Below are 14,332 nucleotides of genomic sequence, written 5' to 3'. Positions count from 1 at the left end.
TAGCTATATCATTGATAATAATATCGGTACCTTGCTCGGCTAACCCTTTGGCCAACAGAAAACCAATACCTTGTGCTGAGCCGGTAATAAGGACTTTTTTATTCGTTAACGAAAAAAGATCTTTCATTATGCTTTCCCGATAAATAATAGAACGGCATGTCCTATTGATAGCGATAAGGAACTCAAAACCCACTGAGAAGAGGGCTCAATAAGTGATAATGTGGAGCACCGCTGTCATGAAAAATAACAGCGGCACAAATAACATCGCCAATGCCAGACGCCTTATTATCAAACCGGTTTATTGCCAGCAAAACTGTGAGGAAGATCACTCAACATCATGTTACGAAAGGAGGTTACTCTTTACGTGATCCGCTGCGCGTATTTCCACTGGAATATCGGCTACCGTTTGTTTCCCACAGGCTAACACACGAAAAACACTTATTATTTTCGCTCTCATCGCCATGTTACGAGAGGTATTCCAGTAACACGCTTTCCTTTTTCCAGAGCGGCAGTGCATAATCCTCGTTTTGAATCAGGCGACATTCGGGCTTTCCTGCATGAAGAACCAACGCGTTACGTTACAGGACATCGCACAATTATCAGGCGTCACCAAGATGACCGTCAGTCGTTATCTGCGTACGCCGGATAAAGTCTCGCCTGAAACCGCCCAGCGCATCGCCCAGGTGATGGCAGAAGTGAATTACACCCACGATGAGCGCAAAGAGGCAACACAAGCGCCCGCACCGCGCATCGGCATTCTGGTGCCCTCTTTTAATAACCAGATTTTCTCCGATCTGTTGGCCGGGATTGAATCGGTTACCGCGCTAAGCAGCTACCAAACGTTGGTGGTCAATTACAACTACGACAAGACACGGGAAGAACAGCAGATCGTTAACCTGCTGTCTTGTAACATCGCCGGCTTAATTCTCACCGACTCCGAGCACACGCTGTGCGCCAACAAATACCTCGATTCCACCAATATCCCCGTCGCTCAGGTGATGGATCTGGAGCCGCTGCCAGGCCGCATTGTGGTCGGGTTCAACAATACGCAGGCCGCCTATGATATGACGGTAGCAATTCTGGCTAGCGGTAAACGCCACGTGCTCTACTTTGGTTCCATGTCCGATGTGCGCGACCGTAAGCGCTATCAGGGCTATAGCCGCGCCATGCAGGAAGCGGGATTAGAACCGATGCAAATTTCGCCCAACAAGGTCTCATCGGTATCCATTGGCGCTGATATGCTGGCACTGATACGTCAGATGTATCCACAGGTTGATGCCATCTTCTGTACCAACGACGATATCGCCGTTGGGGTACTGCAAGAGTGCCTGCGCCTGTCGCTTAACATACCGGGTCACATCGCGATTTCCGGTTTCCACGGTTTAGATATTGGGCAAGCCACCACACCGTCTATTGCCAGCGTTGTCACGCCCCGTTTTGAAATGGGTAAAGTGGCAACAGAAATATTAATCAAAAAAATCAATAAGCTGCCAACGATAGAATACGTTGATTTGCATTATCGCCTGTCTCTGGGCGGCACGCTATAGCCGCCCGCCAACAACTTAATAGCCACCAACATGCGGCGTGACTCGCCGCCAAATATCAGGCCGATCACGTTGCCGGTAACATCTTTTTTTAACATGATTTACAGTTATAGCCAACCGACTTAAAAATGATTACATCCTATGCCCTGATATGCGGCAAAGAAGCATAGCTGGCTGTTATCAAAATAATGTCGCTTGGCTATATGTATGTCACAAAAATAAAATCGGAAAAAGGTTCTCATATTTACAACGTCAACAAGGCCTGATGACAGTAACGTTTATAATAAGAACCTATCCCAATAGGATTTTATTCCAGACAATGATGCTGCAGGTAAAATGCAGCATCGCCTCATAATTTTCGACTTTCTTCTCCCAGCGAGTCAGAACCCGACGAAAGCGATTCATCCAGCTGTGCGTTCTCCCCCCATGTCAGGGTAGTTGTCGCCTCTGAGTGAAAAAAATCTAGGGGGCTGGAGAAGCTGTTCATGGGAAGGGCTTTGTTGAATAAATCAGAATTAGCCGACAGGATGACTCCCTCTGCTACACCTGTTATCCTATCCTATCCTATCCTATCCTATCCTATCCTATCCTATCCTATCCTATCCTATCCTATCCTATCCTATCCTGACGCTGTGTGGCATAGGCTTTGTTGAATAATTTAACGTTTTGATTTACAACTTCTTTAGGTGGGATGCATGTACAGAAAATGTATTTTGTTAGAGCGATAAATCAAATAGTTAGCACAATAAAAAGCATTACGGTAGTAAAATTTAGTCGTTAAAATTTTATAATACCCATTTAAATCAGTATTTTAAATTATTCAACAAAGCCTGTGGCATACCCAACAACGTCATACGGTTCAGCGCTTTGACCATCGCTATGGCTTCACCTACTTGAGCCTCATAGTCACGCAGGCTCAGATGGCCACCCAGCAAAGTTTTTATGCGGAACATCGCTGTTTCTGCCACTGAACGCCGGTGATAACCCACTTTCTTTTTCCACATATCATTACTCCCGCTCAGACGCTGATTCGCCACCGCATGGTTACGTTCATGGTACTTGTCCGGCCAGTATTTGGCTCCGCTTCGCGGCGGGATAAGGGGCCTGATTTTCTTTCTTAGCAACGCATCGTGGCAGTAACGGGCGTCATAAGCACCGTCTGCTGACACTTCCCTGATTTTTCGGTGGGTTTGGCTAATCAGGCCCGGCAGTGCCTGCGCATCTGTCGTTCCGCTGAGCGATAAGTCGGCACAGATAATCTCATGCGTCGCACTGTCTGCTGCCAGATGAAGCTTGCGCCACACTCTTCGTCTGTCAGACCCATGCTGCCTGACTTTCCATTCACCTTCGCCAAAGACCTTCAGACCGGTACTGTCGATGACCAGATGCGAGATTTCACCACGCGTTGGCGTTTTTATGCTGATACTGACGGTTTTTGCCCGCCGACTGACCAGAGAGTAGTCCGGGCAGCGCAGTGGCAGGCTCATCAGTGTAAAAACCGAGTCGACAAAGCCCTGTAATGCCCGGAGCGACAGGTTAAACACGCGCTTTATCATCAAAACCGTGTTAACAGCCATATCGGTGTAGTAAAGCGGCCGACCACGACCTTCAGGCGAAGCACTGTCAGTCCATGCAGCGATGGCCGACTCATCAAGCCAGACCGTCAGGGAGCCGCGTTGTCTGAGTGCTTTGTTGTAGGTGGGCCAGTTGGTGATTTTAAACTTTTGCTTTGCCATGGGGAGCTGCTATCGGGAGCGATGATAGTGCTTTGATCCGGCGATCCCCTGAAAGTTCGATTTATTCAACAAATCCCATGGGAAGCTATTCGCCAGAACGTAAAGCGGCTGTGATCGCCAGAATGTTGCCGCCGCATAGTCAGTCTATTTACCAGATATCCCGCCTGGAAGGCATTCCCGCCAATACGCTTTATGGCTGGCGGTCTCAGGCTGGAATTCCGACTCAGTCGGCAGCCAGTGAGAGTAAACTCCACCTGGAGTGGTCTCAGGATGCGCGCTTCGCCGTTATCGTTGAAACCGCGCCGCTTTCTGCTCATGCTGTGGCTGAATACTGTCGCCGTAAAGGCCTCTATCCTGAACAGATTCAGCAGGGCTTTGTTGAATAAATCGAACTTTCAGGGGATCGCCGGATCAAAGCACTATCATCGCTCCCGATAGCAGCTCCCCATGGCAAAGCAAAAGTTTAAAATCACCAACTGGCCCACCTACAACAAAGCACTCAGACAACGCGGCTCCCTGACGGTCTGGCTTGATGAGTCGGCCATCGCTGCATGGACTGACAGTGCTTCGCCTGAAGGTCGTGGTCGGCCGCTTTACTACACCGATATGGCTGTTACCACGGTTTTGATGATAAAGCGCGTGTTTAACCTGTCGCTCCGGGCATTACAGGGCTTTGCCGACTCGGTTTTTACACTGATGAGCCTGCCACTGCGCTGCCCGGACTACTCTCTGGTCAGTCGGCGGGCAAAAACCGTCAGTATCAGCATAAAAACGCCAACGCGTGGTGAAATCTCGCATCTGGTCATCGACAGTACCGGTCTGAAGGTCTTTGGCGAAGGTGAATGGAAAGTCAGGCAGCATGGGGCTGACAGACGAAGAGTGTGGCGCAAGCTTCATCTGGCAGCAGACAGTGCGACGCATGAGATTATCTGTGCCGACTTATCGCTCAGCGGAACGACAGATGCGCAGGCACTGCCGGGCCTGATTAACCAAACCCACCGAAAAATCAGGGAAGTGTCAGCAGACGGTGCTTATGACGCCCGTTACTGCCACGATGCGTTGCTAAGAAAGAAAATCAGGCCCCTTATCCCGCCGCGAAGCGGAGCCAAATACTGGCCGGACAAGTACCATGAACGTAACCATGCGGTGGCGAATCAGCGTCTGAGCGGGAGTAATGATATGTGGAAAAAGAAAGTGGGTTATCACCGGCGTTCAGTGGCAGAAACAGCGATGTTCCGCATAAAAACTTTGCTGGGTGGCCATCTGAGCCTGCGTGACTATGAGGCTCAAGTAGGTGAAGCCATAGCGATGGTCAAAGCGCTGAACCGTATGACGTTGTTGGGTATGCCACACAGCGTCAGGATAGGATAACAGGTGTAGCAGAGGGAGTCATCCTGTCGGCTAATTCTGATTTATTCAACAAAGCCCAGGTAACCATGATGACGACTAAAAAATTAGCTGTTCAGCGTTGGTGGTATTTAATGCCCATCATTTTTATTACCTACAGCCTCGCCTATCTCGATCGCGCCAATTATGGTTTCGCGGCCGCGTCAGGTATCGAGGTGGATTTGGGCATCAGCAAGGGAACGTCTTCACTGATTGGCGCGCTGTTCTTTCTCGGTTATTTCTTCTTTCAGGTACCGGGCTCCATTTACGCGGTTAAACGCAGCGTGCGCAAACTGATTTTTGTCAGCCTGATCTTGTGGGGGTTGTGTGCCGCCACCACCGGATTGGTCAATAATATCCCGATGCTGATGGTGATCCGTTTCATCCTCGGCGTGGTAGAAGCCGCGGTGATGCCCTCCATGCTGATCTACATCAGCACCTGGTTCACCAAAGAGGAACGCTCACGCGCCAACACCTTCCTGGTATTGGGCAATCCGGTCACCGTGCTGTGGATGTCCATCGTTTCCGGCTACCTGATCAATGCGTTCGGCTGGCTTGAAATGTTCATTATCGAAGGTGCGCCGGCGATTATCTGGGCGTTTATCTGGTGGTTCCTGGTGCGCGATAAGCCGTCCGAAGTCACCTGGATGAGTGCGCAGGAAAAAGCGGACTTCCAGGCGGTGATGGATGCGGAACAAAAGAACATCAAACCGGTACGCAACTACGGTGAGGCCTTGCGTTCACGCAACGTGATTATTCTGTGTGCTGTACATGCCTTCTGGAGCATCGGGGTTTACGGCGTTATGATGTGGATGCCGTCGATCCTCAAATCTGCGGCCTCACTGGATATCGTCTCCGTCGGCTGGCTCTCGGCACTGCCTTACTTCGCCGCCATTGTGCTGATGCTGACGGTCTCCTGGCTGTCGTACAAAATGCAAAACCGTAAGCTCTATATCTGGCCTCTGCTGTTGATCGCGTCGTTAGCCTTCTTCACTTCTTACGCCATCGGTGCGCAACATTTCTGGGTGTCTTATGCGCTGTTAGTGGTTGCGGCCGCCTGCATGTATGCTCCCTATGGCCCGTTCTTCGCGCTGATTCCTGAACTGCTGCCTAAAAACGTTTCTGGGGTATCGATTGGTTTGATCAACAGCTTTGGCGCGCTGTGCGCATTCCTCGGCGCCTGGCTGGTTGGTTACCTCAAAGGCATTACCGGCAACCCGAGCATGTCCTATAGCTTTATGGCCGTTGCCTTGCTGCTCTCGGTACTATAGCTAAACGACTTAATTTTGATTACATTATTTAAATGAGCTATTCAATTGATTTTAGACGTAAAGTGATATCTACACGGAAAAACGAAGGGTTGAGTGGCTTTGTTGAATAATTTAACGTTTTGATTTACAACTTCTTTAGGTGGGATGCATGTACAGAAAATGTATTTTGTTAGAGCGATAAATCAAATAGTTAGCACAATAAAAAGCATTACGGTAGTAAAATTTAGTCGTTAAAATGGCTTTGTTGAATAATTTAAGATACTGATTTATATAAGCATTATAAAATTTCAACGACTAATTTTTCCTCTCGGAATGCTTTTTATTGTGCTAACTATTTGATTTGTCGTTCTAACAAAATACATTCTCTGTAAATGCATTCTAACTAAAGAAGATGTAAATCAAACGGTTAAATTATTCAACAAAGCCCGTTAAAATTTTATAATACCCATTTAAATCAGTATTTTAAATTATTCAACAAAGCCGGGTTGAGTATCCGAGAAACAGCGAAGCAATTTCGGATTGGCCCTGCCTCTGTATCGCGTTGGATTAATCAAATAGAGTCAAAAGCATCGACCACGCGTCAGCGAAAGATCGATAAATCCGAGTTGATAAAAGATGTTGAACAATATCCAGATGCTTACCAAAAAGAACGTGCAGAGCGTTTTGGCGTTTGTCAGAAGGCCATTTGGCAAGCGCTTAAAAAGCTGGGATTGACCTATAAAAAAAACTCTACGTCATCCGAAAGCCGACGAAAACGCCCGGCAGGGATTTCAACAAAAAAAACAACAGTATGAAAAAGAAGGTAAACCTATTGTTTTTATTGATGAAAGTGGTTTTTCACACGATGCCCCACGGACTCACGGCTATTCCCCAAAAGGTCAACGGTGTTTTGGCCTGAAGAACTGGGGAGCTAGGGGAAGAACAAATGTTATCGGCGCTTTATTAGGCACAACGCTGTTTGCTATCGGATTATTTGATATCAATATTAACAGCGATGTTTTCTATGCCTGGGTCACACAAGTCCTTATCCCAGTACTCCCTAAAAACAGTGTAATCATGATGGACAATGCCACTTTTCACAAAAAACATAATATTCAACAAGTCATCATCGATGCAGGGTATATGGTGGAGTATTTGCCTACATATTCGCCAGATCTTAACCCAATTGAGCATAAATGGGCACAAGCAAAAAGCAAAAAAAGAGAGATGGGTTGCGATACAGAGAGTTTGTTCTCAGTCCATATGGTGTAATCAAAATTAAGTCGCTTGGCTATATTAACCATTACGGTGAAAGCACCGGGCAGTGAGAAAAAAGCGCAATTCGCCACGTCACACCGTTAATACGAATGACGCCGCTCAGCAGAGCGGTGTCAACGGTCACGGCCCACCCCCCTTTTATGCATGTCCGTGTGTCCCCGGCGAATCACAACGAGGGGCACGTCGGCGGCTCACGCTGCGACGACCTCATCGCCGCGCATTCGCTGCTCCCTTGATATCATCCTACTGCCGCCCGCAGCGAGTGTGGTAAAATCGCGCTCAATTCCCCCTTTTCCTATTACACAACAGACAGGTATCCATGAAACGTGAATTGGCGATTGAGTTTTCCCGCGTGACAGAAGCTGCTGCGCTGGCAGGCTACAAATGGCTTGGCCGTGGCGATAAAAATGCCGCCGATGGCGTGGCGGTGCAGGCCATGCGCATCATGCTCAATCAGGTTGATATCAACGGGCAAATCGTGATCGGTGAAGGCGAGATCGACGAAGCTCCCATGCTTTACATCGGTGAGCAGGTAGGCACCGGCGTTGGCGATGCCGTGGATATCGCCGTCGATCCAATTGAATGCACACGAATGACTGCGATGGGACAAGCCAATGCGCTCGCCGTACTGGCCGTCGGCGAGAAAGATACCTTTCTGCACGCGCCCGACATGTACATGGAAAAGCTGATCCTCGGTCCTCAGGCAAAAGGGGCTATCAACCTGGCGCTGCCACTGGCGGATAACCTGCGCAATATTGCTATTAAAATTGGCAAGCCGTTACAGCAGCTTACAGTGATCACATTGGCAAAACCGCGTCACGATGGCGTGATTGCCGAAATGCAGCAACTGGGCGTGAAAGTGTTTGCCATTCCCGACGGTGATGTCGCCGCCTCGATTCTGACCTGTATGCCTGACAGCGAAGTCGATGTGCTGTATGGCATCGGCGGTGCCCCAGAAGGGGTGATTTCCGCTGCGGTGATCCGCGCACTGGATGGCGATATGCAAGGTCGACTGCTGGCACGCCATCAGGTTAAAGGGGACAACGAGGAAAACCGTCGTTTAGGCGAGCGTGAGCTGGAACGCTGTGCAGAAATGGGGATTGAAGCCGGACGCGTACTCACGTTGAGCGATATGGCGCGTAATGACAACGTGATCTTCTCGGCGACCGGTATCACCAAAGGCGACCTGTTGGAAGGGATTGCCCGTCGGGGTAACATCGCCACCACCGAAACGCTGCTGATTCGCGGCAAATCACGCACTATCCGGCGTATTCGTTCAACACACTATCTCGATCGCAAAGATCCCGCGTTGCATGACTTCCTGCTCTAATCGCATGACGTCACAACGTCTATTGCATTGATTGTTTCACTGTTGTTAAAAAATCGCGTATCGTAAAGGCCCTCTCCCCTAGCGCACTGTTTCGTAAGGGGGATGGCCTGAATGGCCGAAAAACATCAGGAGCAGAGCACTATGGCAGAGTGGGTAACCGGTAACGTTATTCAGGTAACAAATTGGACGGACAGCCTTTTCAGCATTCAGGTTCAGGCGCCGATTGCCGCGTTTACGGCGGGTCAGTACGCCAAGCTGGGGTTGGAAATTGACGGCGAGCGCATTCAGCGCGGCTATTCTTACGTGAATGCCCCCAGTAATCCCACTCTTGAGTTTTATCTGGTCACGGTGCAGGATGGCAAGCTCAGCCCTCATTTGCACGCTCTGCAACCCGGAATGCCACTGGAAATCACCAAAGATGCAGCGGGTTTCTTTGTGCTGGAAGAAGTTCCTGACTGCGACACGCTGTGGATGCTCGCGACCGGCACCGCCATCGGCCCTTATTTGTCGATTTTAGAGGAAGGGAAGGATCTGGAGCGTTTCCAGCACATCGTATTAGTGCACGCAGCGCGCTTTGCCAATGACCTTAGCTACTTACCCAAGATGCAGCAGCTACAGCAGCGCTACGGCGACAAACTGCGGATACAAACGGTCATCAGCCGGGAAACGCAGGTCGGCTCCCTGACAGGGCGCGTTCCGGCGCTTATCAGCAGCGGGGCGTTGGAGAATGCGGTCGGATTGCCCCTCAATGCGCAAACCAGCCATGTGATGCTGTGCGGTAACCCACAAATGGTACGTGATACCCAGCAATGCCTGAAAGAGCAACGGGAAATGACCAAGCACCTGCGTCGCCGTCCGGGGCATATTACCAGTGAGCATTATTGGTAAGAGGATTTGGTGTGGCTGGCTTACCACTGCCTGGCCGGTTAGGCCACGCGGTGCTTTTTACGCGCTACTGAAACGTTATTTTTCAGAAAAATAGCTAAGCCAGTCATACACATCATCAAACAGCTGATGATGGACAATAATCGTTTTATTTTCCCGACATATCAGCCCTTCACTTTGCCACAGTGCCAGTATTCTGGAGATGGTGACGCGAGTCACGTTGATGATTTGACCGTACTCCTCATGGGTCAACGTCAGCGGCACAGTATACCAGCCTGCTTTAGGCTCAATCCCACCGTCTAATAACATGCTTTTCAGGGCTTTGTTGAATAATTTAAGATACTGATTTATAGCTAAACGACTTAATTTTGATTACATTATTTAAATGAGCTATTCAATTGATTTTAGACGTAAAGTGATATCTACACGGGGCTTTGTTGAATAATTTAAGATACTGATTTATATAAGCATTATAAAATTTCAACGACTAATTTTTCCTCTCGGAATGCTTTTTATTGTGCTAACTATTTGATTTGTCGTTCTAACAAAATACATTCTCTGTAAATGCATTCTAACTAAAGAAGATGTAAATCAAACGGTTAAATTATTCAACAAAGCCTCTACACGGAAAAACGAAGGGTTGAGTATCCGAGAAACAGCGAAGCAATTTCGGATTGGCCCTGCCTCTGTATCGCGTTGGATTAATCAAATAGAGTCAAAAGCATCGACCACGCGTCAGCGAAAGATCGATAAATCCGAGTTGATAAAAGATGTTGAACAATATCCAGATGCTTACCAAAAAGAACGTGCAGAGCGTTTTGGCGTTTGTCAGAAGGCCATTTGGCAAGCGCTTAAAAAGCTGGGATTGACCTATAAAAAAAACTCTACGTCATCCGAAAGCCGACGAAAACGCCCGGCAGGGATTTCAACAAAAAAAACAACAGTATGAAAAAGAAGGTAAACCTATTGTTTTTATTGATGAAAGTGGTTTTTCACACGATGCCCCACGGACTCACGGCTATTCCCCAAAAGGTCAACGGTGTTTTGGCCTGAAGAACTGGGGAGCTAGGGGAAGAACAAATGTTATCGGCGCTTTATTAGGCACAACGCTGTTTGCTATCGGATTATTTGATATCAATATTAACAGCGATGTTTTCTATGCCTGGGTCACACAAGTCCTTATCCCAGTACTCCCTAAAAACAGTGTAATCATGATGGACAATGCCACTTTTCACAAAAAACATAATATTCAACAAGTCATCATCGATGCAGGGTATATGGTGGAGTATTTGCCTACATATTCGCCAGATCTTAACCCAATTGAGCATAAATGGGCACAAGCAAAAAGCAAAAAGCAAAAAAAGAGAGATGGGTTGCGATACAGAGAGTTTGTTCTCAGTCTATATGGTGTAATCAAAATTAAGTCGCTTGGCTATACTGTTGCGGTCGCGCGGAATATCGAGCTCGAGCGCCCCATTTTGGCTACGTACGCTCTTGGATGTCTTGCCATTGCGGGAGTTGCCTGAATTATTACCAGCCGGGTCATGCTTAGCATACCCAAGGTGTATCTCCATCTCAGCTTGAAGAACCCGTTCCGCCAGTCTTTTAGTCAGCACCTTGAGTAGGCCTGATTCACCCAGAAGCTCCTGAGGGGAGTGGCAATCCTGAAGCAGTTGGTCAATAAGTTCGTTGCTGATAGGCATTTTTTGTCCTCTGAAGGTTTTCCTCAAAATGCCATTTACACAGATCTTTTTACACTCTCGCTGAATCAACCTGTAGTGGCATACTGAATTTGGCCACCTAAGTAGAGGTGATATGCTTACCTCATAATTTTTATAGGTGCCAAAATGAGTAAAATAATTACTGCTGAATTTAAATGTGAAACCGCCAAATTAGTCCTTGACCAAAATTATACCTACCAGGAAGCCGCGAAAGCCATTAACGTCAGTCTTTCAGCGATTAGCCGGTGGGTAAGAGCCCTTCGTTTAGAACGTCAAGGGAAAACATCGCCTGGTCTGCCATTAACACCTGAACAAATTGAGTTCAGAGAAATGAAGAAAAAAATCCACCGACTGGAAATGGAGAATGCCATCTTAAAAAAGGCTACTGCGCTCTTAATGTCCGACTCACTGAAAAATTCTCGGTAGTTGAAAAGCTAAGAGCGCTTTATCCAGTGAAAGCGTTGTGTCGTATTTTTAATGTTCACCGAAGCAGTTATCGCTATTGGTGTCGACCTAAGGAGCCAGATATTGAGCGGACGATAAAACGTAGCCTGGTCAGCGAAGCGTGGAACGTTAGTGGCGGGTCTGCGGGCGCAAGGACTATCGCCACGATGGTTACCAATACACACGACGTGAAACTTGGGCGGTGGTTAGCGGGTAAGTTGATGAAAGAATTAACCCTCGTTAGTTGCCAAACAAGAAAACATCAATACAACCGCGGTGGAAATGAACGTATTGATATTCCAAATCTGCTCAATAGGCAGTTCGCTGTTACCAAGCCTGACCAGGTTTGGTGCGGCGATGTAACCTATATTTGGACAGGCGACCGATGGGCGTATCTGGCGGTGGTATTAGATTTATTTGCGGCTTTGTTGAATAATTTAACCGTTTGATTTACATCTTCTTTAGTTAGAATGCATTTACAGAGAATGTATTTTGTTAGAACGACAAATCAAATAGTTAGCACAATAAAAAGCATTCCGAGAGGAAAAATTAGTCGTTGAAATTTTATAATGCTTATATAAATCAGTATCTTAAATTATTCAACAAAGCCTTTATTTGCCCGAAAACCCGTGGGTTGGGCAATGTCGTTTTCGCCAGATTCAGAATTAACAGCCAAAGCACTACAAATGGCTTGGGAACTGCGTGGGCATCCCAAACAAGTCATGTTTCATAGTGACCAAGGAAGCCATTACACCAGTCGTCAGTATAGGCAGGCATTGTGGCGTTATCAGATGACCCAAAGTATGAGTCGCAGAGGAAATTGTTGGGATAATAGTCCGATGGAGCGATTCTTCCGTAGTCTGAAGACTGAATGGGTGCCAACGACTGGCTACCAAAGCTTTAGTACTGCTCAATCATCCATTATTCGCTACATAACCCATTATTATAGCGATGTCAGACCTCACTGGTATAACGGTGGGTTAACACCAAATGAATCAGAACGGCTGTTCCATCAACAGTCAGGTAGGGTGGCCAAATTTAGTTGACCACTACACGGGCTATTTCACGATTAAGCTGCTGAATTTCTTTTTGCTGTTTCTTTATTAAGGCTCTTTCTGCACGCTGACCTGGCTGCATAAACTCGTCCTTCCACTGCTGAATCTGTTCAGGATAGAGGCCTTTACGGCGACAGTATTCAGCCACAGCATGAGCAGAAAGCGGCGCGGTTTCAACGATAACGGCGAAGCGCGCATCCTGAGACCACTCCAGGTGGAGTTTACTCTCACTGGCTGCCGACTGAGTCGGAATTCCAGCCTGAGACCGCCAGCCATAAAGCGTATTGGCGGGATATCTGGTAAATAGACTGACTATGCGGCGGCAACATTCTGGCGATCACAGCCGCTTTACGTTCTGGCGAATAGCTTCCCATGAACAGCTTCTCCAGCCCCCTAGATTTTTTTCACTCAGAGGCGACAACTACCCTGACATGGGGGGGAAGGTTATTTTCGTTGGAGGCATCGATTGCGCCTCAGATATTTCGCTTAACATCAGCATTCACCAGACAGATGCTGAAGGGCACAAACCGCTACAAGAGCTGCTCACCCTGCCGGGAACCTAAATGATGATATAGCCAACCGACTTAAAAATGATTACATCCTATGCCCTGATATGCGGCAAAGAAGCATAGCTGGCTGTTATCAAAATAATGTCGCTTGGCTATAGCGGGGGCTCTGGGCTTAAAGGTTCATCCCAGTGGCGAGGTGGTGTTCGATGTGGCGGGTAGTCGAGGTGAACTCAACCAACAGGAATGCGATTCAATATTACGCGGTGAGCTATAGCACCGTGCTAGGGATGTTCCCTGCCACGCCATGTGACAGGGATACCATGCAACTAATAAAGCCCGACGGCTTTCCACCACAGTAAGCCCGCGGTCATAAATACCGCCTGATTCACCAGACTGATAATGAACCCGGAGCTCCACCACACGGCGGTAGGCACATAACCTGCGCCGAACAGTATCGGACCACGCGCGTGGGTATATTGTGTCAGAGAGCAGTACAGGCTGCTGGTGAATGCCAGCATCAACGCCATCGGCACGGGCGGAATACCGAGATTAATCCCCACGCTGAGAAATACGGCATAGAGCGCGGCAATCTGCGCATCGCCGCTGGCAAAGAAATAGTGGGTATAAAAGTAGGCAGCGTTTAGCAACAGTAATACCAGAACCCAACTGGTTCCGGCCATCAAATGACCGACGCTGCCGCCAATCAGATCGCCAAACCAGGTGGTGAAGCCCAACTTTTTAAGCTGGTTGGCCATCATCAGCAGTGCTGCGAACCAGATCAACGTATCCCAGGCCCCTTTTTCGCTTTTGATGTCTTCCCAGCGCAGCACACCGCTCAACAGCAGGAAAGAGAGGCCCACAAAGGACGCCGTGGTCGCGTCTACGCCCAGTGTATCGCCAAAAATCCACAGTACCAACAGCAGCAGCACGGTAAAGGCCATCAGCCACTCACCACGCGCCATCGGTCCCATTTTTTCCAGTTCGCTTATCGCAAGTTTAGGCGCATCAGGCATGTGGCGGATTTCCGGTTTGGTCAGCCACAGCACCAGAGGTGGAACAATCATCAGGGAGATCATGCACGGCACCACGGCGGCCAGAAACCAACTGCCCCAGGTAATAAACTAGTTGCTGAATAGAGACTTGCATTTTTTGTCAGGCTATTGAGAATAAAAAGAGGTTTAACTTAGAGAATAA

At 48.1% G+C, this 14,332-nt stretch carries 13 protein-coding genes and 8 pseudogenes; 13 read left to right on the top strand and 8 right to left on the bottom strand.

The genetic code is table 11. From position 1 onward, the window contains the following. Positions 1 to 4: 4 nt before the first annotated feature. A pseudogene (locus ACQGXV_RS08875) lies at positions 5 to 127 on the bottom strand (gluconate 5-dehydrogenase); the annotation flags it as partial. A gap of 430 nt (positions 128 to 557) precedes the next feature. Here ACQGXV_RS08875 and ACQGXV_RS08870 point away from each other — a divergent pair. After that, positions 558 to 1,547, top strand: a complete 990-nt coding sequence (locus tag ACQGXV_RS08870) for a substrate-binding domain-containing protein (RefSeq protein WP_440866188.1) — start codon at positions 558 to 560, stop codon at positions 1,545 to 1,547. On the opposite strand, the gene ACQGXV_RS08865 is transcribed toward ACQGXV_RS08870, so the two are convergent. From ACQGXV_RS08865 to ACQGXV_RS08855, 3 genes and pseudogenes are all read right to left on the bottom strand, one after another. After that, positions 1,517 to 1,642 (bottom strand): hypothetical protein, encoded by a 126-nt coding sequence (locus ACQGXV_RS08865; protein WP_440866187.1) that lies wholly within the window; start codon positions 1,640 to 1,642, stop codon positions 1,517 to 1,519. The two genes, ACQGXV_RS08870 and ACQGXV_RS08865, sit on opposite strands and share 31 nt — an antisense overlap. A 193-nt stretch (positions 1,643 to 1,835) precedes the next feature. Next, positions 1,836 to 1,964, bottom strand: a pseudogene (locus tag ACQGXV_RS08860) (IS5/IS1182 family transposase); the annotation flags it as partial. Between the two features lie 383 nt (positions 1,965 to 2,347). Continuing rightward, positions 2,348 to 3,280: an IS5 family transposase gene (locus tag ACQGXV_RS08855; RefSeq protein WP_440866186.1), complete on the bottom strand. Its 933-nt coding sequence runs from the start codon at positions 3,278 to 3,280 to the stop codon at positions 2,348 to 2,350. A 77-nt stretch (positions 3,281 to 3,357) separates the two neighbouring features. On the opposite strand from ACQGXV_RS08855, the gene ACQGXV_RS08850 reads away from it, so the two are divergent. From ACQGXV_RS08850 to fpr, 7 genes and pseudogenes are all read left to right on the top strand, one after another. Further along, positions 3,358 to 3,666: a hypothetical protein gene (locus ACQGXV_RS08850; protein ID WP_440866185.1), complete on the top strand. Its 309-nt coding sequence runs from the start codon at positions 3,358 to 3,360 to the stop codon at positions 3,664 to 3,666. A 61-nt stretch (positions 3,667 to 3,727) separates the two neighbouring features. Further along, on the top strand, positions 3,728 to 4,651 hold the full coding sequence (locus tag ACQGXV_RS08845) for an IS5 family transposase (protein WP_440866184.1): 924 nt from the start codon (positions 3,728 to 3,730) through the stop codon (positions 4,649 to 4,651). 65 nt (positions 4,652 to 4,716) lie between these two features. Continuing rightward, positions 4,717 to 5,934 (top strand): annotated as a pseudogene (locus ACQGXV_RS08840) (MFS transporter); the annotation flags it as partial. A gap of 413 nt (positions 5,935 to 6,347) precedes the next feature. Then, entirely contained in the window at positions 6,348 to 6,731 is a 384-nt protein-coding gene (locus ACQGXV_RS08835) for an IS630 transposase-related protein (RefSeq protein WP_440867344.1), read from the top strand. Next, the gene (locus tag ACQGXV_RS08830; RefSeq protein ID WP_440862665.1) at positions 6,655 to 7,188 is read left to right on the top strand and encodes an IS630 family transposase; all 534 of its coding nucleotides are present in this window, start codon (positions 6,655 to 6,657) and stop codon (positions 7,186 to 7,188) included. The genes ACQGXV_RS08835 and ACQGXV_RS08830 overlap by 77 nt, the downstream gene beginning before the upstream one ends. Before the next feature lie 325 nt (positions 7,189 to 7,513). Next, on the top strand, positions 7,514 to 8,524 hold the full coding sequence (gene glpX, locus ACQGXV_RS08825) for a class II fructose-bisphosphatase (RefSeq protein WP_440866183.1): 1,011 nt from the start codon (positions 7,514 to 7,516) through the stop codon (positions 8,522 to 8,524). A 141-nt stretch (positions 8,525 to 8,665) separates the two neighbouring features. Then, a complete protein-coding gene (gene fpr / locus ACQGXV_RS08820; protein ID WP_440867343.1) occupies positions 8,666 to 9,412 on the top strand; it encodes a ferredoxin--NADP(+) reductase in 747 nt (248 codons plus the stop codon). A gap of 75 nt (positions 9,413 to 9,487) precedes the next feature. On the opposite strand, the gene ACQGXV_RS08815 is transcribed toward fpr, so the two are convergent. Then, positions 9,488 to 9,718 (bottom strand): helix-turn-helix domain-containing protein, encoded by a 231-nt coding sequence (locus ACQGXV_RS08815; protein ID WP_440866182.1) that lies wholly within the window; start codon positions 9,716 to 9,718, stop codon positions 9,488 to 9,490. A gap of 331 nt (positions 9,719 to 10,049) precedes the next feature. Between ACQGXV_RS08815 and ACQGXV_RS08810 the strand changes: the two genes are divergently transcribed. Continuing rightward, positions 10,050 to 10,358, top strand: a complete 309-nt coding sequence (locus ACQGXV_RS08810) for an IS630 transposase-related protein (protein WP_440865549.1) — start codon at positions 10,050 to 10,052, stop codon at positions 10,356 to 10,358. Further along, positions 10,282 to 10,716, top strand: a pseudogene (locus ACQGXV_RS08805) (transposase); the annotation flags it as partial. The gene ACQGXV_RS08810 and the pseudogene ACQGXV_RS08805, both read left to right, overlap by 77 nt. Positions 10,717 to 10,848: 132 nt before the next feature. Here the strand turns inward: ACQGXV_RS08805 and ACQGXV_RS08800 are convergent. Further along, positions 10,849 to 11,112 (bottom strand): annotated as a pseudogene (locus tag ACQGXV_RS08800) (transposase); the annotation flags it as partial. A gap of 144 nt (positions 11,113 to 11,256) precedes the next feature. Between ACQGXV_RS08800 and ACQGXV_RS08795 the strand changes: the two are divergent. Both ACQGXV_RS08795 and ACQGXV_RS08790 read left to right on the top strand, forming a co-directional pair. Beyond that, positions 11,257 to 11,987 (top strand): annotated as a pseudogene (locus ACQGXV_RS08795) (IS3 family transposase); the annotation flags it as partial. A 198-nt stretch (positions 11,988 to 12,185) separates the two neighbouring features. Further along, positions 12,186 to 12,620: pseudogene (locus ACQGXV_RS08790) on the top strand (IS3 family transposase); the annotation flags it as partial. Here ACQGXV_RS08790 and ACQGXV_RS08785 read toward each other — a convergent pair. Continuing rightward, positions 12,613 to 12,777: a transposase gene (locus tag ACQGXV_RS08785; RefSeq protein WP_440866181.1), complete on the bottom strand. Its 165-nt coding sequence runs from the start codon at positions 12,775 to 12,777 to the stop codon at positions 12,613 to 12,615. The pseudogene ACQGXV_RS08790 and the gene ACQGXV_RS08785 overlap by 8 nt on opposite strands. A 166-nt stretch (positions 12,778 to 12,943) precedes the next feature. Between ACQGXV_RS08785 and ACQGXV_RS08780 the strand changes: the two genes are divergently transcribed. Then, positions 12,944 to 13,192 (top strand): hypothetical protein, encoded by a 249-nt coding sequence (locus ACQGXV_RS08780; protein WP_440866180.1) that lies wholly within the window; start codon positions 12,944 to 12,946, stop codon positions 13,190 to 13,192. A gap of 272 nt (positions 13,193 to 13,464) precedes the next feature. On the opposite strand, the pseudogene ACQGXV_RS08775 reads toward ACQGXV_RS08780, so the two are convergent. Beyond that, a pseudogene (locus tag ACQGXV_RS08775) lies at positions 13,465 to 14,256 on the bottom strand (DASS family sodium-coupled anion symporter); the annotation flags it as partial. Between the last annotated feature and the right edge of the window lie 76 nt (positions 14,257 to 14,332).

The organism is Symbiopectobacterium purcellii, from assembly GCF_052050035.1.
Taxonomy (GTDB): Bacteria; Pseudomonadota; Gammaproteobacteria; order Enterobacterales; family Enterobacteriaceae; genus Symbiopectobacterium; species Symbiopectobacterium purcellii_A.
This window is presented reverse-complemented; position numbering and strand designations above follow the sequence as displayed.